Raw genomic sequence first — 26,045 nt, forward strand, 5'->3', positions numbered from 1 at the left:
AATAATCAGCCAGTTTTTAATTGCACAAAGCGTTAATAATGTGCAATAGAAAAATCAGAAAATTACACTTCTTTTCATCGTTGAAACAGTTATGGGAAAATTGCTACATATTGTTTAAGTTTTATTATGGACAGTTGAATATATTAGCTAAACACCGCAAGGTATGGCTCCCAGCCAGATCGTTGGCATGGTTTATACTTCTAGTAGTCTTTAGGTAGAGATGAGTCATCTTAGGATTAAAAATGATCATACCCCCTCCATCGCGGCCGGAAGCTGCTATTCAAAATATTATTACCGCTCTTGAACCTTATGGCACGCCTATGGAGGTGATTCCACGCAAAAGGATAAATTGGGAGCATAAAGAAATTCCCCAGTTCTATCTGTTTAAAAGTGGAGAACTTTCTGTCCTTCGCGCCGCTGATGGCCTGGTGATCACCACCGTTTACGATCAGAATTTGTTCGGGATTGCCGAGAGCATTCAGCCGCTGCGCAGCCATATTCTGCGTGCCGAAACGGAATGCACAATGCTGCGTCTGGATGCCAGTCTGGGGCATGAATTAATCACCGAGAAAGGATTATGGAAAGATATTGCCATCATTCTGGCTTATTACACCACCTATCTCTTTTACCGTGATTCAGTGATAGTACAGCAGCGGACATACTCTATTATTCGTGGGCATCTGCTTGAAATGAATCGTTTGTCAGCGGAGTTACGTTCCAGAGTTTCTATTCTTGATTATATTCAGGAAAGAACACATTTATCCCGTAGCAGTATCTTGAACGTGATGTTTGCCTTAAAGAGCGGTGGCTACATAGAAATTAAACGCGGTGGATATTTAATTGAAGTCATTAATTTACCCGAAAGGTTCTGAGTCCTGGAGGCCGTAGATATATTTCAATCAGGCTTTTTTAGTACAAAAATAAACAACATTGAAATTCCCCCCGCTTAAGACTCTGCATACCATTCGTTGCTGAAATACTCATGCTAGTGAGTCATCTCTCAGGTAGTTATTAAAAAAAGCAGTGATGTCCGTTTTGCCCGATGCATTTGTGCCTGTCGGGCATTTTTTTATCTGCAAACCCACAAATAAAATAAGGAACGCGATGAAATTATCAAAAATGGTTTTTCTGTTGAGTGCGGTATGTGCCGCAAATTCAGCGAATGCAGTCTCTTTTCATGGTGAAGCGGGGGACAAATGGACCAATCTCGGCATGAGCTTTGGCGCTAATGAACCGGGTTTAACTTTCAACGGAAATTGGGCGCACAACGATAATGATGGAGATGTTGCCAGCCTGGGAATGGGTTGGAACATCCCGCTGGGTTCGGTGCTCGTGACGTTGGGCGGCAAGACGCTTTATCTCAACCCTGATGATAACGATGAAGGGTACGCCGTTGCCGTGGGTGGCGGGGCGCAACTCCCTCTTGGCGAGCATTTTACCTTGTTTGGTGAAGCCTATTTTTCACCTGATTCCCTCTCAAGCGGCGTAAAACAATATGGCGAAGCAAACGCAGGTTTGCGCTGGAATGTGAACCCGGTGTTCTCGGTTGATGCCGGATATCGCTATTTGGGCATGGAAGGGAAAGATGGGCGCGAGGATCACACTCTGGCAGACGGTGGATACGCCGGGGTTAATTTCAATTTCTGATCTATTTATTTTTGTACATTTATAGAATTGCTGGCTAATAAGCATCCGGTTAAAATTATTATGTTGATGCACTGAGTCTCATTGCTAATATCAACCTCGAGCAATCGATCCTTTAATATTGTTAGCGCAGAATAATTTGCCTATGCAGTATGCCCGCCTGTCCGGCGGGTTTTTTTTATATCCCCTTCATACTTCAAGTTGCCTCTTTGTTGGCTGCGTTCTCTTGCCGCCGCGATGCAACTCGAATTATTTTGGGTATAAAAATGGAAGTTTATTTTTAAACAAAAGGGGATTTGAATGCGAGGCTCGTTAGCCATATTATTCATTTATCCCATACGGAAGTGGGATATGTAAGCAATCATCAAATAGTAAGTCGCAAATAGTACGTCGCAAATACCACACTATGGCAACATAGTGTGGTATTTGCCATTGCAGACAAAGATGGATAAACGGGTTTTGTAGGGTGGATAAGCGATAGCGTCATCCACCATTCTTGACAGTGTCGGACGACGCTGCCGCTTATCCGACCTACGATGTTGTATCAGATATCGGTTTTAATAGGCTGCTAATCTGCATCAAACCATTCTTATTTTCGTCATGAAGATAAATATCATTCAGCTCATTTATTTCCTCAAGCTTGGTTAATGCCTGGAAAACAGTATTAATCCCATAACGATTATCAAAAACATCAACACTTCTCAGGTTATCGACGCGTGCTGATTTGATGTTGGCCGTCAGGTTAGCAATGGTCTGCTTGTTTTTATTGTGAAGGCTTTTTAATTCTACCGGGTTCTGACTTTCAGCAGGGGAAGTGGTAACTGGCTGGAAATTAATAGTATTTAAAGCTTTAATCGTTTCATCCTCCGGATTTGCACATCCAACGAGAACGACGGTGAGTATTAATATGCACTTTTTGAACACGATATTACCTTGCAGTTTGCTGGCTGAAAATTCAGACGGCAAATTACCTGCAAGGATTAGCGGGTAACATCAATAGTTTGTTTAATTTTAAATTTTGAGTGGCGGGCTAATGATCCAGCCCGCCGGAAAATCTATTACGCCAGCTTATCTTGCGTGCGTAACTCAAAGTCCGATGCATCATGGCGTTCATGCAACTGTTGTGATGGCTCACCAAAGGTGCGATTCACAATACGCCCACGTTTTACCGCCGGGCGGTTGGCGACTTCATCAGCCCAACGCACAAAGTTTTTATACGAAGCCACATCGAGGAATTCCGCCGCATCATACAACCCGCCTTTTGCGAGGCTGCCGTACCACGGCCAAATCGCGATATCCGCAATCGTATATTCATCCCCGGCAATAAAGCGATGATTCGCCAGTTGTCTGTCGAGCACATCTAACTGGCGCTTGGCTTCCATGGCAAAGCGGTTGATCGCGTACTCGATTTTCATCGGCGCGTAATTATAGAAATGGCCGAAACCGCCGCCCAGATACGGTGCGGAGCCTTGCAGCCAGAACAGCCAGTTCAATGTTTCGGTACGTGCCGCAAGCTCTTTTGGCAGGAAATGACCAAACTTCTCCGCCAGGTAAAGCAGGATAGCGCCAGACTCAAACACGCGAACCGGCGGTGTCACCGAATGGTCCATCAACGCCGGAATTTTCGAGTTCGGGTTCACGTCCACAAAGCCGCTTGAGAACTGATCTCCTTCGCCGATACGAATCAAATGCGCGTCGTACTCTGCCTCGCTCACGCCCAGCGCCAGCAACTCCTCAAGCAGAATAGTGACCTTCTGCCCGTTCGGTGTGCCTAGCGAATAAAGCTGCAACGGGTGCTTGCCAATCGGCAGCGTGCGTTCGTGAGTCGGGCCTGCAATGGGGCGGTTGATATTAGAGAAAGTGCCGCCTTCGCCTTTAATCCACGTCCAGACTTTTGGTGGCTGATAGTTGTTATCCGACATGTTGTGTTTGCCTTTGAGTTGCCAGGGAGTGACTGGAAAGTGTAACGCGACTTTGTTTTGTTCGGTAATCGCCCGCTATTTTTTTTAACTTCCGGGGGTGTGATCTGGGGTAACAATTAATTAACTATAAATTTGCAATATGAACCAAATGATACAACATTAACCGACTTATCCCGACAGACCAGGAGCTATCATGCAGCGTTCTATTGCAACCGTATCTATCTCTGGCACGTTGCCTGAAAAACTGGCCGCAATCTCGGCTGCTGGTTTTGACGGTGTTGAAATCTTCGAAAATGACCTGCTTTATTACCCAGGCAAACCCGCCGATGTGCGAAAAATGGCGGCGGATTTGGGGCTGACCATCACGCTTTTCCAGCCGTTCCGCGATTTTGAAGGGGCATCGCGCCCGCAGTTTGCCAGCAACCTGGAGCGTGCGCGTCGCAAGTTTGACCTGATGCACGAACTGGGCTGCGACACCATGCTGCTGTGCAGTAATGTCGCGCCAGATTGCTCTTCTAATATTGATTTGCAGGTCAGTGACCTCGCGCATCTGGCTGAATTAGCAAAGCAAAATGAAATCACCGTCGGCTATGAAGCGCTGGCGTGGGGCACGCATGTGAACCGTTATCGCCAGGCGTGGGAGCGGGTAAAACAGGTCAACAGCCCGGCGCTGGGGCTGGTGCTCGACAGCTTCCATGTGCTTTCCCTTGGCGACCAATTGATTAATCTCGACGATATCCCGGTCGATAAAATCACCTTCCTGCAACTGGCCGATGCGCCGCTGATGAAAATGGATGTGCTCGAATGGAGCCGCCATTTCCGTTGCTTCCCAGGCCAGGGCGAGTTGCCGGTGGTGGAATTCACCCGTTTGCTTACCGAAAAAGGCTTTCGCGGCCCGTGGTCGCTGGAGATCTTCAACGACAGTTTCCGCGCCACGCCGAACGCGCCAACCGCTAAAGATGGCTATCGCTCGTTGCTGTGGCTGGAAGAACAGGTCTGGCAAACAAATCCGCAAATTGACGCGCCGCTGTTTCACAGTGCTCCGCAGGCCAGTTATCAGGGCATTGAGTTTTTAGAGTTTGCCACCGACGCTAAAGATGCCGTCGCATTGGGTGAAGCCCTGCAACCGCTTGGTTTTGACCATGCCGGAGAGCACCGTTCCAAAGACGTTTCGCTGTGGCGCAACGGCGGCGTGAACGTGATTATCAATCATCAATCGCACAGTTGGGCGGATGAATTCCATCGCCGCCATGGGGTTTCGCTTTGTGCGATGGCGTGGCGAGTGAAAGGCGCGGCGAATGTTTTGCAGCGCGCGCAGGATTATGGTTATCCGGTCTGGCATGAAAAACATGGCCCGGATGAACGTGCGCTGGCGGCAGTTTGCGCGCCAGATGGCAGTTTAATTTATTTAATTGAAGCGCCGGAGCAAGGCGAAAACGACATTTATCAGACCGATTTCACACTCTCGCAAACCGCCGCCGCAGGCACTTTGCGCGGCATTGATCACCTTGCGCTCGGCCTGGTGGAAGGCAGTCGCGACAACTGGATTATGTTCTTCCGCGCGGTGTTTGGTTTCGAGTTGGATACCGAACTCAGCGTGCCTGACCCGTACGGCCTGGTCCGAAGCCAGGTGATGCACAGCCCGTGTCATTCCATTCGCCTGCCGCTGAATATGTCGCACAGTCTGGACACGCAAATCGCCCGGTCGGTGGCGAGTTACCAGGGAACCGGCCTGCAACATGCGGCCTTTGCCTGTGATGATTTACCGTCAACGGTAGAAAGCCTGCAATCTAAAGGGTTGAAATTACTCCCCATTCCGTCGAATTATTACGGCGACTTATTGGCGCGTTACGGGGTCAACAACGCGTTATTACAAGGGCTTGAGCGTCTGGATATTCTTTATGAACGTGACGCCCAGCAGCATGAATTTTTACATGCCTACACGCCGCCATTCCGCCCGGATCGTTTCTTCTTTGAACTGGTCGAGCGGCGGGGGGATTATCAACAGTATGGGGCAACCAATGCCGCGGTTCGCCTGGCTGCCATGCAAATGCGTTAATGAGGTTTAAAACAATAAATGAACCTTAAGGTTCAAAAAAGACACCTGTAACCTACGACACAAGAAGGAATAATTGATGGCAAGCTACGAACAGGGCGATATCGCCGCCCCGAAAACGGCTGTTGAAAAACGATCCCGCACGCGCATGGTTATCCTGACGCTTCTGGCTATCGGAACCATGATCAACTATCTCGACCGTACGGTGTTAGGGATTGCCGCGCCGCAATTGAGCGCCGATCTTGGAATCGGTGCCGCAACAATGGGCATTGTTTTCTCGGCATTTGCGTGGACATACGCAGCAATGCAAATTCCCGGCGGCATTTTCCTCGACCGCTTCGGCAACAAAGTGACCTACGCGCTGGCACTGTTTTTCTGGTCGGCATTCACTTTATTCCACGGTTTAACGATGGGGCTGAAAACGCTGCTGCTGTGCCGCTTAGGATTGGGTATTAGTGAAGCGCCGTGTTTCCCGGTGAACAGTCGAGTGGTGGGTAAATGGTTCCCGCAACATGAACGCGCCCGCGCCACGGCGGTGTATACCGTTGGGGAATACGTCGGGCTGGCGGCGTTTGCGCCACTTTTATTCTTTATTATGGAAACCTTCGGCTGGCGCGCGCTGTTTATCACCGTGGGCGTCGTGGGCATTTTATTCGTGCTGGTGTGGTGGCGTTATTATCACGAGCCGCATGAGTCGAAAACCGCTAACCAGCTTGAACTGGAATACATCGGCCACGATCAGAAAGCGGCTGAGCCAGAACCGAAAATGAACTTTAGCTGGGCGAACGTCGCAAAACTGGTGAAATGCCGCCAAATCCTCGGCGCGGGGATTGGGCAATTTGCCGGGAACACCACGCTGGTGTTCTTCCTCACCTGGTTCCCGACGTATCTCGCCACTGAGCGCCACATGCCGTGGCTGAAAGTGGGTTTCTTCGCCATTCTGCCGTTCCTTGCCGCCGCCGTGGGCGTGATGTTTGGCGGCTGGGTATCCGACCAAATCCTGAAACGCACCGGTTCGGTGAACATCGCCCGTAAGCTGCCGATTATTTCTGGCCTGCTGATGGCGAGCCTGATTATCTCGGCGAACTGGATGCCAACCGATGCGCTGGTGATTACGGTGATGTCGGTGGCGTTCTTCGGCCAGGGCATGGTCGGGCTGGGCTGGACGCTGATTTCTGATATGGCACCGAAGAATCTGGCGGGCTTAACCGGCGGCCTGTTTAACTTCTGCTCCAACCTGGCTTCGATTATCACGCCATTAATCGTCGGCTTTATCGTCGCGGCAACTGGCAACTTCTTCTACGCGCTGGTGTACATCGGCGGCGCGGCGCTGCTGGGCGTATTCGCTTACGTCTTTATTCTTGGCGACATCAAACGTATCGAGATGGAAGATTAATCATGGAAATCAGTGGCAACACCCGTTTAATCGCGCATCTGGGCTACCCGACCACCACGTTTAAAGCGCCGATGATTTACAACCCGTGGTTTGAAGCGCAGGGAATCGACATCAAAGTGGTGCCGATGGGGGTCAGGGCCGAGGATTACGCGCAACTGATTCCTTCTTTATTCCGTATGACCAACATTATTGGCGCGTTGGTGACGATGCCGCACAAAGTCTCGACCTGCGATTTAGTGCATAGCCTCAGCCCGACGGCGCAAATTGCTGGAGCCTGTAACGCCATTCGTCTGGAACCGGACGGCACGTTGCGTGGCGATATGTTTGACGGTGACGGGTTTGTGCGCGGCGTGTTGCGCAAAGGGATTCCGGTGCAGGGCGCGCGTGCGTTAGTGGTCGGCAGCGGCGGGGTGGGATCGGCGATTGCCGCCTCGCTGGCTGCGGCGGGCGTTGAAACGCTCGCGCTCTATGATAATCGTGCGGCGAGCAGCGAAGAGCTGGCAACTCGCCTGCGCAAGCATTACCCGGCGCTGACGGTGCAAACCGGTTTGCGCAACCCGCAGGGTTTTTCCATCGTCGTGAACGCAACGCCGCTGGGGATGAACGCGGGCGACGAACTTCCTGTGGATGTTGACGCGCTGACGCCAGGAAGTTTCGTCGGAGAAGTGGTAATGAAGAGCGAAATCACGCCATTTTTGCGCGCTGCAATGAAAAGAGACTGCCAGATACAACCTGGAACAGATATGTTATTTGAGATGATTCCTGCTTACATGGAGTTTTTTGGCCTGCCAGAAGTGACGCCAGAAACGCTGCGAAAAGTGGCAAAAATAGATTATTAACAATACATTAGGGTAAAGCGAGGCGGGTGGGGTTTAGGTCGGTTTATACCCGCTAAGCGAAGCGCGAAATGAGACGTAATTTAGGTTCGGAGCTGTGGACGGCTAAAATAATCCTTGTCATTCATCGCCTAAGCATGAGTTAATACGCCCCATCGGTTTGACGTACAGACCTTTAAAGCAACTTAGTAAAGCAGTCCTTCAAGAGTCATCCCTGGATACCCTTTGTCGTGTGCTCCTCTACCGCTTCATAAAATCTGTAAAGCATACCAAATCGCCGTAAGGCACACTTAAATCAAAAGGTAATACACATGTCTAACAAAATGACTGGTCTGGTAAAATGGTTCAACGCTGATAAAGGTTTCGGCTTCATCACTCCAGACGACGGTTCAAAAGACCTGTTCGTTCACTTCTCTGCAATCCAGAACGACGGTTACAAATCTCTTGATGAAGGCCAGAAAGTTTCCTTCACCATCGAGAACGGCGCTAAAGGCCCAGCAGCTGGTAACGTAACTAGCCTGTAAGGTTAGCGTTAACTAAGCTCTAAAGAATTTAAAAACCCGCTTCGGCGGGTTTTTTCGTTTTTGTCCGGCATCGCTTGGTATCGAGATCTGTTGTTGAAACAGGTTGTTGTCGGATGACGCTACCGCTTATCCGACCTACGAAGGGGCTTGTGATTGGTATCCGACCTACGAAGCTTTGGATTCTACGGTTTCGCGGTTTCTGGAACGCACGATTTCGGGTCAAACACCGTTCTCCAGTCCTGCTTCATATCCACCACCGTCCAGCCTTTTTCCTTCGCCATCGTCAATCCTTCAACCAGTTTACCGCTCGCGGGTGGATGGCTGTCGTAGGCATATTCACGCTCGGCATCGGTGTGGTGAACCAGTAAACCGAAGGTTTTATAGTCCGGATTAGAAGCGGTGTACTGCATCATCGCTAAATCGCCGTCACTGTTACCAAACGCCGCAACCGGGCGCTGGCCCATAAACAGGTGGATGGCGACGGGCTTGGCGGCTGCGTCGTCGTTAAACGCGCCTTTCATGGTTTTACGCAACTGCGTGCCGTTGTCGGTCAGGGAAAACTCGCTGAGCGAGAAGGAGCCGATCACTTGCTCAGGGGGGATACCGTACATTTTCTCTGCAATCACGCGCATAAAATCAATGCCGCCGCCGGAAACAATCCACGTTTTAAAGCCATTCTCACGCAGGTAATCGAGCAACTGGCGCATCGGCTGGTAGCCCATTTGGTTATAACGGCAGCCAAAACGGTTATCGCGATGGCTATCAACCCAGTTGGCGACGCGCTGGTCGAATTCGTCGGTGGTGATGTTGCTGTGCGTCAGTTCTAAAAGCTGCATCAGCCCTTTTTCACCAGCGGCAGCCACGGTTTTTAAATCATTGTTGAGCACTGCGCTAACAATCGGGTCGTTCTTCCATTCCGGGTGTTCCGGTGCCAGGCGTTTCACTTCATCCACCGCAAACTGGAGCTGGAAAGTCAGCGGCGCTTCCGGCCACAACGTGCCGTCGTTATCAAACACCACGTAGCGTTTTGCAGGCGGAATATAGGTCGAGCGGTCCTGGTTTGTGGCGTTTTGCACCCACTGCTCAATGGACTGCTTTGCGGCAGTATCTTTCCACGTCGAAAGCGGGTCAGCGGCGTGCGCTGCGCCCACAGCGCCGAGTAACAGAGCCGTGAGTAAGAGTTTTTGTTTCATCGTTCACCCCTTTTGGTGGGAGTTAGTTCGGGCAATGGGACAGGATTCCAGAAGCGCTGCCAGACGTGGTGCAGATATAGCACGCTGCGCCACAGCAGGCGTCGTGTAAACCAGATGAGTAGCGCCATCAGTACGATGGAGCCGATAATTAAAACGGTGCGCCATTGGCCGTCATCAGTGGTGCCGCGCAGTGCGGATTCACCGCCTGCGGCGCGAGCATCCAGCACTTGCAGGGTTGAGCCAGGCAGTTCAGCTAATTGCCACTGCTGAGTCGCCGTGTCCCACCAACGTAATTTAACCGGCGGAATGGTGATGGTGCCTGCCTGGGATGGCAGATAACGCAGGGTTTCTACGCGCTGCGCCCCTTCGATTTCTCCCCGTCCCGTTTTCAGCATCGTGTTCACGGGCGTCAGCCGCTGGGTGTCGGTGCCTGGAATCGCATACAGCAATTGTGGAATTTGCGTCGCAACAATGCCGTTGGCTTTGACGGTCACGGTGCGTTCCACCACATCACCCGCATGAAGCTTGTCGTCTTTGCTGGCGTGATACTGGGTGATTTTCTGGCTCAGCGTTAAGTTGCTGGCGGGCAGGAAGCGATCGGGCTGTTCCACGCCTTTCGGCCAGATGACTTCTTTTTTCAGCTCCGGCAATGGCACGGTGACTGGCGGCTGATTGGGTGATGTGAGTGTGATTTCCACCGCTGGCATGCGCAGCTCGCCCTGATCCCACGCGGTGATTTGCCGTTCAAGACGCACGCCGCTCCAGCTAATGCCATTTTTCTGGCGACTCAGCAGTTGGTTTGGCAACGGCGTGGTGAGCAACGAGCCATTCTCAATTTTAAAATCCGGCCATTCTGGCGGCGGGTTGAACCAGCTATCTGTCCAGAAAGTGATCGCAACTTTCACCGGCTGGCCGGGCGCGACATGCTCTGGCGCTTCCAGCTCACGCGTGATGTCCATCGCCGCCTGGGCAGGCAGCACCGCCAGCAAAAGCAAAATCAGCCAGGCTTTCATGGCGTCTCCTCCGTGTTGGCGCGATAGAGGTTTTCCAGCAGGCCGGAGGGGGAAACTTCCAGATTTTCAAACCACTGATTTACCTGCGGGCTGCTGCTGGCGGTCTGTTCAATATCCTTCTGATTCACGCCCTGATCTTTCTTGAGATCGTGCTTAATTTCGTCCGGTTTATAGTCTTGTTCTTTGCCCTGGGCGGCCTGGCGGTCACGCTCTTTTTGGCGCAACTCCATGATGATTTTGGCGATGGCGGCGCGGTTTTTCTGCGCCATCTCCCAATCCGGGCGCAGGCTTAAAGCGCGGTCGTAGCTGTTGATCGCCTGCTGCCACTGTTTTTGTTGGGCGTAGCTGTTGCCCGTCCATAACAGCGATTCCGCGGTTTGCGGAGCCTGGCGAAATGCCGAAGTGGCGGCGACAAAATCTCCCGCCCGGTAATACGCGATGCCTTGCCACAGCGGGTCCTGGAAACGTTCCGCCGCCTTTTTATAGTCGCCTTTATTGAACGCGATTTGCCCCTGCATATCCGGGCTAACCCACGCATCCTGCCAGGCGGCCTGGCTTTGCGGCATGTAGAGCAGCGGCACCAAAACAACCAGCCAGCAAATCAACTGACGCCGTCCGAGCAGCAACAATAAAAGCATCGGGATCACCAGCAGATAGCCGCTGTTTTTCCAGTGCAGATCGCCACGCGCATTGTTTTGCGCACTTACCGATTGTTGGATATGGCTGGCGAGCACCGACAAATCGCTGTCATCGCTGGTGACCAGCGTCACCGGAATGCCGCCGTCACGAATCTGGCTAAAGCGTTCGACGTTGAGGCGGGTATCAATGCCGCGCTGGGCGTAGCTTTCTGGCAATTCGCCACCGCGCGCCGTCCCCGGAACCCAGATTTGAATCGGCGCTTTAAGTTGCGTAAGCCAGGTGGCGTCTTGTGCGGAAACGGTATCGGCAATCAATATAATATTGCGCGGCATATTCGGCGTTTCTGGCATGTTTTTCAGCGCCAGGTCGATGGCCTGTTTCAGACCCGAACCTTCACCTTCCGGCAGTAAATTCGGGCTTTGCGCGTGTAAAAACAGCGAGTAAAACGTCGGGTCGGAGGTTAATGGCGTCGTCAGATACGCATGGCTGTTGTACACCACCAGGCCAAAATGCGTGCCGGTTGAGCGATTCATCAAGTCCATGATTTTGCTTTGCATCCGCTGATGGCGACTCGGCGCAAGATCCTGGGCGTACATCGCCGGATCTTGCTGTAAGACCACCATCATATTGCTTTGCTGCGTCAGGGCTGCGGGCAATTCACGTTGCCAGGTGGGGCCAGCCAGCGCGAACACGCCCAGCGCACAAAGCCACGGTAAAACCTGAGTCAGCTTTTTTTGCCGCCCGATAATCAGCGCTTTGGCGAACGGTTTATCCATAATCTGGTGCCAGGCGCTGCGTTGGCTGCTTGCAACAAACCACAGCAGGGCGCAAATCAGCAGGCCGAGCAGTCGCCACGGGTAAACAAAATGGAAGTCGCTCATGCTGTTTTCTCCCGCACAAAGCGTGTGACCGCGAGTAAAATCAGCAGCACCAGCGCCAGAAGCAGCGGCCACTGGAACAGCGGAATGTGCCACGACCAGCCGATAGATTTCACCTGTACCGGCGTGATGGCGTCGATCTCTTTCCAGACGCTATCGAGTGCCGCGCCAGAGCCTGCCGCCGTCCAGGATTTGCCCCCGGTAATGCGCGCAATATCCTGCATCAGCGGCAAATCGACTTTGTCATCACCCGTGCTGTTCAGGTCGCCAAAAGCGATGGTATGCACCTGAACGTGGTGCGATGCCGCCAGTTGCGCGGCGAGTGCGGGCGCTAACTGCGACGCGGTGTCGTTGCCGTCGGTGAGTAAAATCGCCAGTTTGCTGGCGTCTTTATTGGTGGTGCTGTCGAGCAGTTTCACGCCCACGCCTAATGCGTCACCGATGGCGGTTTGCTCGCCAATCATGCCGGGTGCGAGTTGGTTGATGCGCGTTTGCAGCGCCTGTTTATCTTCGCTGACTGGCGCAAACGGCCAGGCGGAACTGGCAAAAATCACCAGCCCGATGCGGTCAGTTTTACGCGCCGCGACGAATTTGCGCACCGAATCCTGAACCGCCTGCAAACGGGTGATCCCGCCCTGCACATCGTTTTTGCCCATCGAACCCGAGACATCAAGAATCAGCACCACATCGCGCATCGGTTTTTGAATATGCTGCGGCGGCGTCAGGTATTCCGGGCGCGAAAGGGCGGCGACCAACAAAATCCACACCAGCCAGAACATGATGCTGGCGAGTTTGCTGCTGCGTACCGGCTGGCTGTTGAGCTTCAGTTCATCGATTAATTCCGGCAAAAACGGCACGCGCACGTGCTCTTTGAGTTCGCGATCCTGCGGTAAAAAGTAACGGCCAATCAGCGGCAGGAAAATGAGTAGCCACGCCCACGGCCAGGCGAAATCCAGGCGGCTCAGAAACTCAGACATAAGGCAGTTTCTCCAGCCAGTTTTTCAGTTGGGTTTGCAGGCGGGCGTTTTGGTTTGCGTCGAGTTGGTTATCCGGCTGGCAATATTTGGCGCTCAGTTGCTGGCGCAAATCGGTGTCGATTTCCACCTGCTGAAGGAGTTGTTCGGGAGAAAGCGTGTGGCTTATAAGGCTGCGCGGCTGGTGTATCAGCAGAATGCGTTTTATCAGTTCCAGCCAGCTATCGGCGCTGTGGGGTTGTTGCAAAGAAGCCAGTGCTTCACGACGCCACACATTGCGCCGCCAGCGTGCCAGGCGAAATAACCCGAAAATAATCAGCGCGATAAGCAACACGCCGCCCAGTACAAACCAGCCTGGCGGCAGCGGGAACCAGGAGAGACTTTGTGGAAGTGCCGGGCTTAACAGCTCCGGCACGCTAAATCCTTTCTCCAGCATTCAGACTCCCTTTTGTAGCTGTTTGAGAAGATCCTGCGCGACCACTATTTGATTCACGCGAATGCCAAGCCGTGTCAGTCGATTTTGTAAGCCCGATAACCGCGCCGTGACGCTTTGTTGAATCTCATCTTTTAGCCGTGGCGAAAGCGAAAATGCCGCTTCGTGGCCCTGATAACTGGCGGCCAGATTGCCCTGCGTAGGAAGCGTCAAATGGAGATCGTCGAGGGTGACAAACGCGCTGATTTCGCAGCGCCGCCGGATTGCGGCGAGCAAGGCTTCAGTTGGCGCATCAAGATCGTGGAAATCGCTGATCACCGCCACCCACGATCCGCTGGGGATCAGATGGATAGCGTGTTGCAACACGCCAGAAAGCGAAACTGTGGCGGGCGTTTCGTCAGGATAACGTTGGGGTAGTTGTTGGTTGTATTGCAGCACGTCGTCGAGCACGGCGGGCAAGTTGGTTCTGGGGGCGCGGCATTTTTGCAGGCTGTAATTCGAGTCGCTGAACACCGCGCTGCCGATACGGTCGCCATCGTGCCAACTGCGCCATGCGAGCAAGGCCGCAATTTTGGCGGCGGCGACGGACTTAGTTTGCCCACGGGTGGCAAAAAACATGTCAAGCCGTTGATCGACAATCAAAAACACCGGGCGCTCGCGCTCTTCGTTGTACAGGCGGATCCACGGCGATCGCAGGCGCGCAGTAGCTTGCCAGTCGATCAACCGCACGTCATCGCCGGGTTGGTAGCGGCGCAGGCTATCAAAATTAAGTCCACGCCCTTGCTGGCGCGACACGCGTTCACCCGCCAGCGCACCCGGTGGAATTTGCCCCGGCGGGTTCGACAGCAGCCGCGCTTCACCTGCCAGCGCCATCAGAGTCTGGCGATCCACCTCCAGTGCGGCGCTATTCATTACGCCACCACTGCGTCGAGCAACATCCGAATCACGTCGTCTGCGGAAACGTTATCGGCGTTGGCCTGGTAACTGAGCATCAGGCGGTGGCGCAGCACAGCTGGGGCGACGAGCTTAATATCTTCTGGCAACACGGCATCGCGGCCTTCGAGCCACGCCAGTGCGCGTCCACAACGGTCGAGCGCTAAGGTGCCACGCGGGCTGACGCCAAAGGTAATATAACTGGCGAGCGTGTCGCTAGCGCCCTGCGGATGGCGGGTCATCTCCACCAGGTTCACGATGTAGTTTTCAATGGTTGGTGCGACGTAAACCGCCGAGATTTCCTGCCAGCAGGTCGCGATATCTTGTTGCGAGAGCATCAGGGTTTCAGGCAATTTTTCTGGCTGTTCCTTGGAGCTTGCAAGGTATTTTTGCTGCTGCTCGGAGCGCACCAGTTGCATTACTTTTTGCTCGTTCTCTTTGGACGGGTAATCCACCAGAACTTTCATCAGGAAGCGGTCAAGCTGGGCTTCTGGCAAAGGCCAGGTGCCTTCTTGATCCACCGGGTTTTGCGTCGCCAGCACCATGAAAATGCCCGGCAGCGGCCAGGTTTTCCCGGCGACAGTGACGTGGCGTTCTTCCATCGCTTCGAGCAAAGCCGACTGCACGCGAGCCGAGGCGCGGTTGATTTCATCGGCCAGAATAATATTGCCGAACACCGGGCCTGGGCGGAAGCGGAACTGGTCTTCTTCCCGCGTGGCGTTTTGCTGGTAAATCTCGCTGCCGGTAATGTCAGACGGCAGTAGATCCGGCGTGAACTGAATGCGGCGGAATTCACCTTCGACGTGTTTAGCGAGTTCACGCACCGCACGGGTTTTAGCCAGACCTGGCAAGCCTTCGAGTAGCACGTGCCCGTCGCACAGTAAGGCGACAATCAACATGCGTACCAGCGATTCCTGACCCAAAACTTGTTGGTTCATACGCTGCTCAAGTTCGAGCAGTTTCTCTCTGTTTGTCATTTGCGCAATCCTGCAAAGTCACGTTTCAAAAGCGTAGCGAGACCGACAAGAATCGGCTCGGCGTAATTGAAGAAAGCTTTGATGCCGGGGCACAGATAGTTCAGGCCTGGTTCGCCGTCTGGTGTGCGCACAAGGCGGTTTTTCGGGCATTCACCCCAGCATAATTTCAGGTACGGGCACTGCTTGCAGTATTCCGGCAGGGTGTCTTTTTTCCCCATGCCAAAGGCTTTCTGGCGTTCGGAAAAGGCCAGATGGGCGAGCTTGGTGTTTTCGATATTGCCTATCTGGTATTCGGGATAAACGTAGTGGTCGCAGGAATAGATATCGCCATTTTTTTCGATTGCCAGACCTTTGCCGCAAAACTCAGACGCGGTACAAATCTGCGCGGGCATGCCCATGGTTTGCGCCACGGCGGTTTCGAACAGGTTAACCTGCACGCGGCCTAAATCGTTATTCACCCACTCTTCAAACACAGTTTTCAGGAAGGTGCCCCAGTCGTCCGGGTCAACGGACCAGTCGGTGACGATGGAATCCAGGTCGCCCGGTTTTGCGCGGCGTGTTCCAGTAATCGGGATGGTTTCATCGCGCCAGAATTGCGGGGCGGTGACTTTGAAATCTACCGCTTCTACGCACGGGTTAAATTGCACGTAGGTTGCGCCCAGTTCTTTAGTGACGAAACGGTAAACTTCCAGCGGGAATCGAGCATTGGTGCGGTTGACAGTGACGAGCGCATTGAAAGGAACTTGATATTTTTTGAGCGCTTCGACGCCTTTCATTACTTTGTCGAAAGTCGGTTTGCCGCTGCGCGTCACGCGATAGCGGTCGTGCAATTCTCGTGGGCCGTCAATCGACAGGCCAACCAGAAAACGGTGTTCTTTGAGAAATTCAGCCCATTTATCGTTAATCAGCACGCCATTGGTTTGGAGGTCGTTTTCGACGCGTTGACCGGGCTTTTGGTACTGCTTCTGGAATTTGACGACTTTTTCGAAAAACTCCAGTCCCATCAAGGTCGGCTCGCCGCCTTGCCAGGAGAAAACTACTTGCTCGCCATCTTGCCCGTCGATGTACTGGCGAATAAAGTTTTCCAGCACTTCGTCGCTCATGCCGGTGTGGCGGTCTTGATGCAGCAGATCTTCTTTGCTCAGGTAAAAACAGTAGGTGCAATCGAGGTTACAGGTGGAGCCGCTCGGCTTCGCCATAACGTGAAAACGACGCTTATATTCAGGGCCTTTGCCATCGTATTTTTCAGCTGACGGTAACGCTTTAACCGGCAATGTGGTGCTGTATTTCATGGCTATCCCCTAAAAAACCGGGCAGTTTCCCACCCGGTTGATGGTCATTATTTATTGATACTAGAACCCTGTTCGATCATCGCCGCAGCATCGGTGATGGTGAATGAGCCTGGTTTCTGGCGTGGTGGGAAATCTTTAAAGGTCGCCAGCATTTCTTTCACGTATTTCTGCGCGCCGCCCATTAGGAACATACGGTCGTAGAACCAGGTGTTGTAACCCATACCGTCTGAGCCTTTCTCCAGCGGGTCGATCTCCAGGTCGAAGATCATCGGTGCACGTAGTTTGGTGAATGGATATTTCCAGACATCAATGCCGGTGTGTTCCTGGATCATGAAGTGCGCTTTCCAGCGGCCGTAGCGGATGGCCAGCAAGTCGCCGTCATCGCTCCAGTAGAAGAACTCTTTACGCGGGTCTTCACCTTTGCCTTGCAGGAAATCGAGCTGGTTGTAACCGTCAAGATGGACTTTGTAGGTCATTGACGTGGTTTTGTAGCCTTTCAGCAGCTGTTCTTTGATGTCCGGAACGCCCGCTGCTGCAACCAGGGTTGGGAACCAGTCGTTACTGCCGAAGATGTCATTAATCAAGGTGCCCGGTTTGATGTGGCCCGGCCATTTGATCATCGCTGGTACGCGGAAACCGCCTTCCCAGCCGGTGTTTTTCTCACCACGGAACGGGGTTTCACCCGCATCAGGCCAGGTCGCCGTCATCGGGCCGTTGTCGGTGGTGTAAACCACGATGGTGTTATCTTCAATGCCCAGATCTTTAATCTTCTGCAGCACTTCGCCGATCATTTTGTCGTGCTCTACCATGCCGTCGGCATACGTCCCAAGCCCGGTTGCGCCAATGCTGCCGTCCTTGAGGTGGGTTTTGTTGTGCATCCGCGTGGTGTTAAACCAGGTAAAGAATGGCTTACCGGCTTTGGTCTGGCGCTCCATGAAGTCGTTGTTGGCGGCCATGGTTTCTTCGTCAACGGTACCCATACGTTTAACCGTAAGCGGGCCGGTATCTTCAATTTTGCCGTCGGCGGTGCTCTTGATGACGCCGCGTGGGCCAAATTCTTTACGGAATTCAGGATCTTTCGGGTAGTCCGGGTTTTCGGGTTCTTCTTCAGCATTCAGGTGGTAAAGGTTGCCGAGGAATTCATCGAAACCGTGTGCGGTAGGCAGGAATTCATCGCGGTCGCCGAGGTGGTTTTTACCAAACTGGCCGGTGGCGTAACCGAGTTGTTTAAGGACGTTGGCGATGGTCGGGTCTTCTTTACTCAGGCCTTGCGGAGCACCTGGCATACCGACTTTACTCATCCCGGTACGGAATGGCATTTGCCCGGTAATGAAAGAAGAACGCCCAGCCGTCGAGCTTTGTTCTGCGTAATAGGAAGTAAACTTGGCACCTTCATTGGCAATGCTGTCAATGTTCGGCGTTTTATAACCCATGGTTCCTTGGTTATAGGAGCTGATATTCCAGTAGCCAATATCATCACCGAAAATAACCACGATATTAGGTTTTGAAGCGTCTTGTTTCGGTGCATTTTCAGGTGAGGCAGTAGCGGGTGCTGCATTAGCAACGGACACGGCGCCAGACATTAATGTCAACATACTGGCTATCATTGTCCTTTTGAAAGGGACGTTGTTAAGCATCTGTGGAACTCCGGTCGTTTAAGGGACTTAGTGAGTATAGTCAAGGGCTGAAACTCGCCATTACATTTTGAATTCATATGAAAAGTTGCTGAATAAAGGGGATGTGATTGTTCTTAAACAAAAAAATCGAGGTTTAATAGCTAACTGCTTGAATTTAAATAAATGACTGTATATACGGTAGCATTTGAACTCAAGGAACGCTTAAGTAAGTCATTTAAATTTAAACGATATAAAGAAAAGTTTTTCAGCAGAACAAGGGAAACAGGAAGGAATAACCGAGCAAAAAAGGTTTTGCCCGGCTGTCATGATTTTGAGGGATGGATGATTAATAATTTACGCGGTTTCTACCGTTTTCTTTGGCTTTGTAAAGTTGCTTATCAGCCTTTTCAACCAGCGCTTCGAGCGTCATTCCTTCTTGCCACTGCGCAATTCCCTGGCTGATAGTCAGTACCGAAGAAATACCCGATCCTTTGTGTGGGATATGCGCATGAGCGATATTGTGCTGTATTCTCTGGCTGATCGCTTTGGCCTGGGAGATATCATCGCAAACGGTTAATACCACGAACTCTTCACCACCAAAACGGAATGCACTGTCGCTGTCTTTACGCAGTGATTGCTCAATACATTGCGAGACTTTAATCAGGCATTTATCACCGGCAACATGGCCGTACATATCGTTGTATTGTTTGAAGAAATCAATATCCAACACAATCATAAACAGCTTCTTTTTGTTCCCTGAAAGTGCGCTAACGCACTCTTCAAAGAAACGTGCCAGGCTCAGGCGGTTATATAAACCGGTTAAAGCGTCATAGTGCGCCTGCTGCACCAGTTTTTTGATGAGTATGTTCTTTTCATATTCACTGCGCTGCACACGCTGATACCACTCGAGCAAAATGTAGCGCGCGGAGTAGATAACCAGCAGCAAGATAATGGCTCCGCCAACCTGTGCGACGCTGAATTTATCCTGCAAAAAGAATTCGACATACAGTAAGCAGATAACCAATGGCGCAGAGAACAGCAGCAGCAAGCGGCCAGAGATGTAAAAGGTAATGGTGGCCGGTAATAATACTGAGATGGTTAACATCAGCGTGATCAGCGGATTTTGATAATAAAGAGTGAAGTTCAAAAATAACACTGACCACAATAGCCCAAACGCCAGAACCACGAAGGGCAGCAGTTGGTGGTAGAAACCATCGTTAATGTTCTTCTTTATTTTTAGCGTAATAACGAGGTTGATTAATGACAGTGCAATGATACAGCCGCAAAGAATTTGTAATGCCGGGGGAAGTGATTCGACATCGCTACGATGCGTTCCACGCAATAATAACCAGCCGCAAAATATAATATTAACCGACAAAAACCACATGTAACCTTTGGTGCTGGTAATCACGTTTTCGCCCGTGCTGTGATTAATGTCCACTCATAACGCTCCTTTAATCAATTTAATAAATGATACCCTGCGTCACCGGCAGATGCCACCTGGTGAAGTCCGTGTCAGGTAACCCTTTAACATCTCTCCATTTTCTTGAATATGCTTAATGCTGGTCTATGCTCAAAGCAGATATTAGACGAGTGTGAATGATCTCGTGTGATTGAATAATAAAACAAAATTCTTTCCTTTCCGGGTGATGAATATGATTAGGGCGCTGCTGATTTTTTTGGCATGGACCACTCTGTATACTTCTTGTGCGCTACAAGCGGCTGAACCACGCCAACTTCCCTCCGAGCAAGATAAAGCACGCACGGTTTATATTTTTCATCATCCGATTGTTATGTTGCAGGCCAAATTCGGCCTGACGACGCCGGAAGAACGCGTGTTGCGTATTCGTCAGACGCTGCGCTCACTCAGCGAAGAAGATATTCGCCAGCCGGTGCAAATTCTCACGGTTAAGCGTTACAACCAGCAGGCGAGACTGTTTACGATTAACGGTAAGCCGTTGATGTTGCTGGCCGAGGGCGATCTGGATGAAGGTGATGATTTAACGCTCGACCAGGCCGCGCAGCGTGTTTTAACACGCATGGATGAACAGCGCACCTCGCTACGGGATCAGTATTCTTCGTCTTATCTGGCCCTCGCGACGGTAAAAACGGCGATCGGCACCCTCGCTTTAGGGCTGCTGTTTTACGCTGCGTTCCGATCCTGGAGAAGAGTGAAGCGTTACTTTGAAGCGCGAGTCAGTCATAAAAAGGGAATTATTCCGGCTAAATGGCGGGAGTTGGTTGGCGCGGTAGAAGGATATCTTTACGGTTTGTTGATGATTTTGCTAGGGATTGCTGCATTTTATGTCTGGCTAAGCTGGGTCTTCCGTCTTTTCCCATGGACGCGCGTCTGGGGGGAATCTTTAGGTGACTGGTCGATTAATGTTATCCAGAAAATCGCCTTGTCGATTGTTTCCGCATTCCCCGGTTTAATGATTGTTTTGATTATCTTTTTAATCACGGCATTTATCCTCAAGCTCCTGAAAATTCTGCTCAAGCGCGTTGAGAGCGGCAAGTTGACGCTGCCAGGCCTGCACCCGGAAACGGTGGGTGCGACACGCAAGCTGATCTCCGTGATGGTGTGGCTGTTTGCACTTTCTGCCGCTTATCCGTTCCTGCCCGGTGCTGATTCTGTGGCGTTTAAAGGCATCAGCGTGTTCTTCGGTTTGATGTTGACGCTCGGCTCGGCGGGGGTGATGAACCACGCGATGAGCGGCCTGGTGCTGACTTATTCCCGCGCGCTGCGCAAAGGTGACGTGATTCGCATTGGTGATAACGAAGGGCTGGTGAATGAAGTCGGCATGTTGGCGACCAAAATCGTGACCCGCGAAAACTACATTGTGACGGTGCCCAATGCCGTGGTGGTCAGCGGCAAAATTACTAACCTCAGCTCGCAAAATCCCGGTGGCGGTGTGAACCTGACGACCAGCGTCACCATCGGCTACGACACGCCGTGGCGGCAAGTTCACGCGATGCTGGAGCTGGCGGCGAAACGCACCAAAGGCATTGAACAAAATACGCCGCCGCTGGTGCGCCAACTTAACTTGATGGACTGGTATATCGCCTATGAATTGCAGGTCAAACTGCGTCCTGGCGAGTCTTTGGCGGGGGTGAAAAGTGAATTGCACAGCCATATTCAGGATGTGTTTAACGAATTCAACGTGCAGATTATGTCGCCAAACTTTGTGAATCAGCCGGAAAACGCGGTGATGGTGACGCGGGATAACTGGTTTACGGCACCGGCGATCCAGCCAGATAAAGCACCATGAATAATCTCACTCGTGGCTTTTCAATTGCCCTTTGCGCGGGGCTATGGCAGCCGATGATTGCCAGCGCCAGCGGGTTTATTGACGACTCCGACGGCATGCTGGACATGAGCCAGTATCTGAGTGAAAACCGCTACGGCTTCTTGCCTATTCCGGTGGTGATCACCGAACCGGCAATTGGCTACGGCGGCGGGGTATTTGGCCTGTTCCTGCACGACACCGCCGATAGCGAAGCGGGAAAACACCGCACCGACGGGCGAAAAATCCCGCCTGCGATGTCGGCATTTGGCGGCGGGGCGACACAAAATGGCACCTGGTTTGTTGGCGGCGGGCATCGCCATACGTGGAACAATGACGGCATTCGCTATCTGGTCGCACTCGGTTATGCGGATATTAATCTCGATATCTATTCCGGCGATATCGCCGGGTTTGACCGGGGTAAAGGCGTTAGCACCCAAACGAAAGGTTACGGCGGAATACAAAAATTGCTGTTTCGCGTCGCCGATACGCCATTTTTTGTCGGCGCGTCGCAGTTTTATGCGAACATGGAAATCTCTGCCGATAACGCCTTTATTAACCGTGGGTTACAACGTGTGTTGGGCGACGAAAGCTCCACATCCGGTGTGGGTTTATTGGCGGAATACGACACCACAGACAACTTTTTCTACCCGCGTAACGGGCTATCCGTGACTGCGGAATACCAGTTTTACACCAGTTTCCTCGGCGGCGATTATCGCTACGACACGCTGACGCTCGACGGGAAATACTTCCAGCCGCTGAGTACCGATTTCACCCTGGCGCTGGCGGCAAATTACCAGTCGCTTTCACGTCACGATAAACATTTGCCCCCGATGGCGCGGCCTTACATTAATTTGCGCGGGATCTCGCGCTATCGTTATCAAGGGGATTATGTCGGCACCATGCAAGCGCAGCTCGAATGGCAGATGACGCCGCGCTGGGTCTTGCAGGGATTTGTCGGCGCGGGAAGCGCCAGTAAAGAGGCTGATGATCTGTATGAGCAAACTGAAGTGGCGTATGGCGGCGGGTTCCGTTACCTGATTGCCCGCGAGTTTGGTTTGCATACCGGGATTGATGTTGCGTTTAGCGACAATGAACAAGCGGTCTATTTCAACGTAGGGGCGGGGCTGTAGAGGGAATTTGCCGCCTGACTGACAACGCAGAGATTAAAAGAGAACGTCATGAAAACAATGCTAAGGGGTGTGCAACAGTGTCGAGTGATTGCTCTGCCGTTACTTTTTTTGTCGGGGGCGGCGTTTGGTGCGGCAACGGAGACAGCGACAGATAATTCGACGCAAAGCAGCACGTTTCCTATCTGGGGAGATGAAGCGCGCGCGCGCGGGTATTCCATTCCGCTGCCTTTTGGCGTGAATCTTAGCTATATGAACATGCGCCAGAATGTCGACGTCGACAGCATTACGTTTTCCGGCCTGAAACTCGGCGCGCATCCCATTCCCAGCGATATGTTTAATATCGATGTTGCTCATACGCGCGAGCGCAGTAAATCTGAAAACTTGCGTCTCGATATGTGGGTTTTCCCGTTTTTGAATATTTATGGGATTGTGGGCTACACCAAAGGATCGTCGGTTTCGAACGTTTCGGTGGATACCGATCCGTCGCTGTATACCGGCATCGACCGCATTATTGCCTCGTCGGTGCATCACCTGAATCAAAGTGGCGATTTACAGGACATTGATTTCACGCTCGATTTTGAAGGGCGCACTTACGGCACCGGTTTTACGCTGGCGGGCGGCTACAAAAACTGGTTTACGCTGGTGGATACCAACTACACGCGCACCGATTTCGATATTCTGGATGGCAAAATCTCTGCGGTAACTATTTCACCGCGCGTGGGTTATCGCTTTGATATGCCGTCTATTTCTGGCCCGTCGCATTTGAGCGTGTGGGTGGGGGCGATGTATCAGGACGTGCAGCAAGAGTTTAAGGGCAGCCTGTCTGACTTAAAAATGCCCGCCGAACTTCAGCCGTTGATTGCGGCAGTGAATCAGGATAACGAAGGGCGCTTTGACGTTAAGCAGCACTTGAGTTCGCCGTGGAACACGCTGATTGGCGCGCAATATGAACTCACGCAAAACTTTAATGTGCTGACTGAGATTGGTTTTAACGAGCGTAATAGCTTCTTTATTGCAGGCGAATATCGATTCTGATGAACACAAGTGGCGCGCTATTTTTGAGTTTGTTAAGCCTCATGATGCTACCGGCCACCGCGGACGCTATGACGCGCGAAGAAATAGACGGTTTTCTGGGAAAGTTGGGTGCCGATAACCAGTATGACGCCAGCAAAGGCATCAACTGGAGCGTGCTGCCTGGGCCATTTTATACCCCAGAACTGAAACTGGGATTAGGAACGGCGATCGCCGGGATTTATCGCCTTGATCCCAACGATCACACCACTCAAAACTCGTCGATATCGTTTACCGGTTTTGTCAGCACCAGCGGCGCGCTGGGAATGGGGATGAAAAACTACACGTTCTTTAGTGGCGACGAATGGCGGTTTTTTGTGGATGGGTCGCTGGCGAAAATCCCCACCGGATTCTGGGGGATTGGCTACGATGCCGCGCAAGGTAACGAACAAAAATACACTCAGCAGTCGTTGAGTTTTCATCCGCAGATTATGCGCCAGGTGGTTGATCATCTTTATGCGGGCGTAGGTTGGGATTTCTCAACTTATGACGCGGAAAATATTGATGATCCGCATCCTGGCGATGTGTTTTCGCGCTATGACGCGGGCGGTAACTCGACCAGTTCGGGCGTGACCGCCGCGATTAACTACGATACGCGGGATGTGATCACCCGGCCGTTGCATGGCCAGTTTTTCAGTGCCGAATACAGCCTGTTTGATCCCTCCGTTGGCTCGGACAGCCACTTCACCGTTTTGCAGCTGCAATATAATTATTACTATCCGCTCAACGATCAGGATGTTTTAGCGTTTGATCTTTGGGGGCGTTTTGCACGCGGCGATGTGCCCTGGGATCGTTTATCGCAAGCCGGTGATGACAACCGGATGCGCGGTTATTATCAGGGGCGCTATCGCGATAAAGACGTGGTGAGCACGCAACTGGAATACCGCAAAAAGCTCAACTGGCGACATGGTTACGTTTTGTGGATTGGTGCTGGCGCGTTGGGAGACAGCCCGCAACATTTGTCAGATAACCCGCTGCTGCCCACTGTGGGCGCAGGCTATCGTTTTGAGGTGAAACCAGACATGAATATTCGCCTCGACCTGGGATTTGGAAAAGAAAGCGCCGGGTTCTACTTTCAAGTTGCGGAGGCATTTTAATGCGGGTTTGGCTTTTGGCAGCGCTGTTGGGCGTGGCATTTCAAAGTATTGGCGCACCGCCGAAGTCAGCGGATATCTTGCCTTTCGAACAGGCAAGACGCGTGTGGCCTGTGGCGCAAGAACTCACCGCTCCTGAGTCGCTGCGCCCGTGCTGTGCCTTTGGTTATGACTTACAAGTTCGCGCAGTCGGCGTGCCGATTCCGGTGTATCAGATTGGTAATATCCTGACGCTCTCGACGCTCGGCAAGCATCGTTATAACGACAGCGCGCTGGGTGCGGTAAAAAATATCGTCGGCCTGAGCGAAGAGAAAAGCGGCCTGATTTATACCCATCGCGGGGGCTTTATTGATATCGCCCACGTCCGTGATACCGCCGATAACACCTTCTATCTTTTTACGCAGATTTATTCCCGCCTCGGCCAGGACTGGCGTCTGTTTTACAGCGAAGAGTTGGGCGTGCGGCGTATTCAGCTTCACGCTTTCACGCCGCCTGCATCAATGCCGGAACGCTACACGATTGCGGCCTGGCTTGCGGGGCATCTCGCGTTTCAACTGGCGCAATGGCATGAAATTGCTCAATGGTATGGGTTCCAGTCCGTGCCTGGGTTTTCTGAGGAAATATCCGCGTTCTCGCCAGAAGATCTCTACTCCAACTTATTGGGCGCACGACTGGCGATCAATGTGATTTTGCAGGGTCATGGCCGTTCGGTTGATGCCTACAACGCCGCCATGGATAAAGCATTGCACAAAGCGCTGGTGCAACTGGGGGCGGTGACTCAAACGGAAACGGAAAGAAAATTCCGTGAAGTTGACGGTGACTGGTGGAACAGCAAACGCCGGGTGCCGGATAAGTTTTTGGTGCTCAATCGTAACTACGATTTAAGCGAAAACCGTTATCCAACCGAAGTCCCGTTTGAAAAAGCGCAGCGCTACTTTTTAAGGATGCCTGAGGCGGTTGCCGGGTTTACGCTCAGCCAGCTTGGCGAACTGCAAATCCACACTGGCAGCGATATGCGTGGCCTGAAAGCTCCAGAAAGTTTTTACCTTCCGGCACAATTCCCGGCGTTGGCGGAACAAGCAAAATATGCCGACCAGATACAGCTTGAGCGGATGAAGAAATAAGTCTATTTGTGCA

At 52.1% G+C, this 26,045-nt stretch carries 23 protein-coding genes; 11 read left to right on the forward strand and 12 right to left on the reverse strand.

Annotated elements, in window-relative coordinates; genetic code table 11:
* Positions 1 to 242 precede the first annotated feature (242 nt).
* Both D6029_RS10460 and D6029_RS10465 read left to right on the forward strand, forming a co-directional pair.
* The gene (locus tag D6029_RS10460) at positions 243 to 872 is read left to right on the forward strand and encodes a helix-turn-helix domain-containing protein (RefSeq protein WP_120064702.1); all 630 of its coding nucleotides are present in this window, start codon (positions 243 to 245) and stop codon (positions 870 to 872) included.
* 232 nt (positions 873 to 1,104) lie between these two features.
* A complete protein-coding gene (locus D6029_RS10465) occupies positions 1,105 to 1,647 on the forward strand; it encodes a YfaZ family outer membrane protein (protein WP_120064703.1) in 543 nt (180 codons plus the stop codon).
* 528 nt (positions 1,648 to 2,175) lie between these two features.
* On the opposite strand, the gene D6029_RS10470 is transcribed toward D6029_RS10465, so the two are convergent.
* Together D6029_RS10470 and yghU are read right to left on the reverse strand one after the other, a co-directional pair.
* Positions 2,176 to 2,568: a hypothetical protein gene (locus tag D6029_RS10470; protein WP_147365229.1), complete on the reverse strand. Its 393-nt coding sequence runs from the start codon at positions 2,566 to 2,568 to the stop codon at positions 2,176 to 2,178.
* A gap of 134 nt (positions 2,569 to 2,702) precedes the next feature.
* Positions 2,703 to 3,566: a glutathione-dependent disulfide-bond oxidoreductase gene (yghU, locus tag D6029_RS10475; protein WP_120064705.1), complete on the reverse strand. Its 864-nt coding sequence runs from the start codon at positions 3,564 to 3,566 to the stop codon at positions 2,703 to 2,705.
* Positions 3,567 to 3,759: 193 nt separating this feature from the next.
* On the opposite strand from yghU, the gene D6029_RS10480 reads away from it, so the two are divergent.
* The 4 genes from D6029_RS10480 to cspE all read left to right on the forward strand — a co-directional run bounded on the left by D6029_RS10480 (position 3,760) and on the right by cspE (position 8,378).
* The gene (locus D6029_RS10480) at positions 3,760 to 5,625 is read left to right on the forward strand and encodes a bifunctional sugar phosphate isomerase/epimerase/4-hydroxyphenylpyruvate dioxygenase family protein (RefSeq protein WP_120064706.1); all 1,866 of its coding nucleotides are present in this window, start codon (positions 3,760 to 3,762) and stop codon (positions 5,623 to 5,625) included.
* A gap of 76 nt (positions 5,626 to 5,701) precedes the next feature.
* Positions 5,702 to 7,018 (forward strand): MFS transporter, encoded by a 1,317-nt coding sequence (locus tag D6029_RS10485; protein WP_120064707.1) that lies wholly within the window; start codon positions 5,702 to 5,704, stop codon positions 7,016 to 7,018.
* A 2-nt stretch (positions 7,019 to 7,020) separates the two neighbouring features.
* Positions 7,021 to 7,857 carry a shikimate dehydrogenase family protein gene (locus D6029_RS10490; RefSeq protein ID WP_120064708.1) on the forward strand — a complete coding sequence of 279 codons (837 nt, stop codon included), beginning with the start codon at positions 7,021 to 7,023 and terminating at the stop codon, positions 7,855 to 7,857.
* Between the two features lie 308 nt (positions 7,858 to 8,165).
* A complete protein-coding gene (gene cspE / locus D6029_RS10495; protein ID WP_034461105.1) occupies positions 8,166 to 8,378 on the forward strand; it encodes a transcription antiterminator/RNA stability regulator CspE in 213 nt (70 codons plus the stop codon).
* 182 nt (positions 8,379 to 8,560) lie between these two features.
* On the opposite strand, the gene D6029_RS10500 is transcribed toward cspE, so the two are convergent.
* The 10 genes from D6029_RS10500 to D6029_RS10545 form a co-directional block, all read right to left on the reverse strand.
* Positions 8,561 to 9,571 (reverse strand): HAD family hydrolase, encoded by a 1,011-nt coding sequence (locus tag D6029_RS10500; RefSeq protein ID WP_120064709.1) that lies wholly within the window; start codon positions 9,569 to 9,571, stop codon positions 8,561 to 8,563.
* Entirely contained in the window at positions 9,568 to 10,584 is a 1,017-nt protein-coding gene (locus D6029_RS10505; protein WP_120064710.1) for a BatD family protein, read from the reverse strand. Before D6029_RS10505 ends, D6029_RS10500 begins: the two co-directional genes overlap by 4 nt.
* Complete coding sequence (locus tag D6029_RS10510; protein ID WP_120064711.1) at positions 10,581 to 12,104, reverse strand: vWA domain-containing protein; 1,524 nt, start codon at positions 12,102 to 12,104, stop codon at positions 10,581 to 10,583. Before D6029_RS10510 ends, D6029_RS10505 begins: the two co-directional genes overlap by 4 nt.
* Positions 12,101 to 13,078, reverse strand: coding sequence for a vWA domain-containing protein (locus D6029_RS10515; RefSeq protein ID WP_120064712.1), 978 nt, complete (start codon positions 13,076 to 13,078; stop codon positions 12,101 to 12,103). The genes D6029_RS10510 and D6029_RS10515 overlap by 4 nt, the downstream gene beginning before the upstream one ends.
* A complete protein-coding gene (locus D6029_RS10520; protein ID WP_120064713.1) occupies positions 13,071 to 13,511 on the reverse strand; it encodes a DUF4381 domain-containing protein in 441 nt (146 codons plus the stop codon). The genes D6029_RS10515 and D6029_RS10520 overlap by 8 nt, the downstream gene beginning before the upstream one ends.
* Positions 13,512 to 14,420, reverse strand: a complete 909-nt coding sequence (locus tag D6029_RS10525; protein WP_120064714.1) for a DUF58 domain-containing protein — start codon at positions 14,418 to 14,420, stop codon at positions 13,512 to 13,514.
* Positions 14,420 to 15,418 (reverse strand): AAA family ATPase, encoded by a 999-nt coding sequence (locus tag D6029_RS10530; RefSeq protein ID WP_120064715.1) that lies wholly within the window; start codon positions 15,416 to 15,418, stop codon positions 14,420 to 14,422. The genes D6029_RS10525 and D6029_RS10530 overlap by 1 nt, the downstream gene beginning before the upstream one ends.
* Positions 15,415 to 16,710 carry an anaerobic sulfatase maturase gene (locus tag D6029_RS10535; RefSeq protein ID WP_120064716.1) on the reverse strand — a complete coding sequence of 432 codons (1,296 nt, stop codon included), beginning with the start codon at positions 16,708 to 16,710 and terminating at the stop codon, positions 15,415 to 15,417. Before D6029_RS10535 ends, D6029_RS10530 begins: the two co-directional genes overlap by 4 nt.
* Before the next feature lie 47 nt (positions 16,711 to 16,757).
* Positions 16,758 to 18,347 (reverse strand): arylsulfatase, encoded by a 1,590-nt coding sequence (locus D6029_RS10540; protein WP_120064717.1) that lies wholly within the window; start codon positions 18,345 to 18,347, stop codon positions 16,758 to 16,760.
* Between the two features lie 325 nt (positions 18,348 to 18,672).
* Entirely contained in the window at positions 18,673 to 19,767 is a 1,095-nt protein-coding gene (locus D6029_RS10545; RefSeq protein WP_244212401.1) for a GGDEF domain-containing protein, read from the reverse strand.
* Positions 19,768 to 19,981: 214 nt separating this feature from the next.
* Here D6029_RS10545 and D6029_RS10550 point away from each other — a divergent pair, with 214 nt between their 5' ends.
* From D6029_RS10550 to D6029_RS10570, 5 genes are read left to right on the forward strand one after another with little or no spacing between them, the layout of a single operon-like run.
* On the forward strand, positions 19,982 to 21,595 hold the full coding sequence (locus D6029_RS10550) for a mechanosensitive ion channel family protein (protein WP_418230257.1): 1,614 nt from the start codon (positions 19,982 to 19,984) through the stop codon (positions 21,593 to 21,595).
* Positions 21,596 to 21,648: 53 nt separating this feature from the next.
* A complete protein-coding gene (locus tag D6029_RS10555) occupies positions 21,649 to 22,743 on the forward strand; it encodes a BamA/TamA family outer membrane protein (RefSeq protein ID WP_244212405.1) in 1,095 nt (364 codons plus the stop codon).
* Positions 22,744 to 22,791: 48 nt separating this feature from the next.
* Positions 22,792 to 23,778 (forward strand): hypothetical protein, encoded by a 987-nt coding sequence (locus D6029_RS10560; RefSeq protein WP_244212402.1) that lies wholly within the window; start codon positions 22,792 to 22,794, stop codon positions 23,776 to 23,778.
* Positions 23,778 to 24,911, forward strand: a complete 1,134-nt coding sequence (locus D6029_RS10565; protein WP_120064719.1) for a BamA/TamA family outer membrane protein — start codon at positions 23,778 to 23,780, stop codon at positions 24,909 to 24,911. The genes D6029_RS10560 and D6029_RS10565 overlap by 1 nt, the downstream gene beginning before the upstream one ends.
* Complete coding sequence (locus D6029_RS10570; RefSeq protein WP_120064720.1) at positions 24,911 to 26,032, forward strand: DUF4056 domain-containing protein; 1,122 nt, start codon at positions 24,911 to 24,913, stop codon at positions 26,030 to 26,032. Before D6029_RS10565 ends, D6029_RS10570 begins: the two co-directional genes overlap by 1 nt.
* The last annotated feature ends 13 nt before the right edge of the window (positions 26,033 to 26,045 follow it).

Source organism: Buttiauxella izardii (assembly GCF_003601925.1).
Classification (GTDB): domain Bacteria; phylum Pseudomonadota; class Gammaproteobacteria; order Enterobacterales; family Enterobacteriaceae; genus Buttiauxella; species Buttiauxella izardii.

Bases quoted from the DNA above. Each gene is read 5' to 3' on its own strand.
- cspE (WP_034461105.1), top strand. From the start codon at position 8,166: ATGTCTAACAAAATGACTGGTCTGGTAAAATGGTTCAACGCTGATAAA.
- D6029_RS10490 (WP_120064708.1), top strand. From the start codon at position 7,021: ATGGAAATCAGTGGCAACACCCGTTTAATCGCGCATCTGGGCTACCCG.
- D6029_RS10565 (WP_120064719.1), top strand. From the start codon at position 23,778: ATGAACACAAGTGGCGCGCTATTTTTGAGTTTGTTAAGCCTCATGATG.
- D6029_RS10525 (WP_120064714.1), bottom strand. From the start codon at position 14,420: ATGAATAGCGCCGCACTGGAGGTGGATCGCCAGACTCTGATGGCGCTG.
- D6029_RS10460 (WP_120064702.1), top strand. From the start codon at position 243: ATGATCATACCCCCTCCATCGCGGCCGGAAGCTGCTATTCAAAATATT.
- D6029_RS10560 (WP_244212402.1), top strand. From the start codon at position 22,792: ATGAAAACAATGCTAAGGGGTGTGCAACAGTGTCGAGTGATTGCTCTG.
- D6029_RS10530 (WP_120064715.1), bottom strand. From the start codon at position 15,418: ATGACAAACAGAGAGAAACTGCTCGAACTTGAGCAGCGTATGAACCAA.
- D6029_RS10570 (WP_120064720.1), top strand. From the start codon at position 24,911: ATGCGGGTTTGGCTTTTGGCAGCGCTGTTGGGCGTGGCATTTCAAAGT.
- D6029_RS10550 (WP_418230257.1), top strand. From the start codon at position 19,982: ATGATTAGGGCGCTGCTGATTTTTTTGGCATGGACCACTCTGTATACT.
- D6029_RS10520 (WP_120064713.1), bottom strand. From the start codon at position 13,511: ATGCTGGAGAAAGGATTTAGCGTGCCGGAGCTGTTAAGCCCGGCACTT.
- D6029_RS10540 (WP_120064717.1), bottom strand. From the start codon at position 18,347: ATGCTTAACAACGTCCCTTTCAAAAGGACAATGATAGCCAGTATGTTG.
- D6029_RS10505 (WP_120064710.1), bottom strand. From the start codon at position 10,584: ATGAAAGCCTGGCTGATTTTGCTTTTGCTGGCGGTGCTGCCTGCCCAG.
- D6029_RS10480 (WP_120064706.1), top strand. From the start codon at position 3,760: ATGCAGCGTTCTATTGCAACCGTATCTATCTCTGGCACGTTGCCTGAA.
- D6029_RS10515 (WP_120064712.1), bottom strand. From the start codon at position 13,078: ATGTCTGAGTTTCTGAGCCGCCTGGATTTCGCCTGGCCGTGGGCGTGG.
- D6029_RS10465 (WP_120064703.1), top strand. From the start codon at position 1,105: ATGAAATTATCAAAAATGGTTTTTCTGTTGAGTGCGGTATGTGCCGCA.
- D6029_RS10510 (WP_120064711.1), bottom strand. From the start codon at position 12,104: ATGAGCGACTTCCATTTTGTTTACCCGTGGCGACTGCTCGGCCTGCTG.
- D6029_RS10555 (WP_244212405.1), top strand. From the start codon at position 21,649: ATGATTGCCAGCGCCAGCGGGTTTATTGACGACTCCGACGGCATGCTG.
- D6029_RS10500 (WP_120064709.1), bottom strand. From the start codon at position 9,571: ATGAAACAAAAACTCTTACTCACGGCTCTGTTACTCGGCGCTGTGGGC.
- D6029_RS10485 (WP_120064707.1), top strand. From the start codon at position 5,702: ATGGCAAGCTACGAACAGGGCGATATCGCCGCCCCGAAAACGGCTGTT.
- D6029_RS10535 (WP_120064716.1), bottom strand. From the start codon at position 16,710: ATGAAATACAGCACCACATTGCCGGTTAAAGCGTTACCGTCAGCTGAA.
- yghU (WP_120064705.1), bottom strand. From the start codon at position 3,566: ATGTCGGATAACAACTATCAGCCACCAAAAGTCTGGACGTGGATTAAA.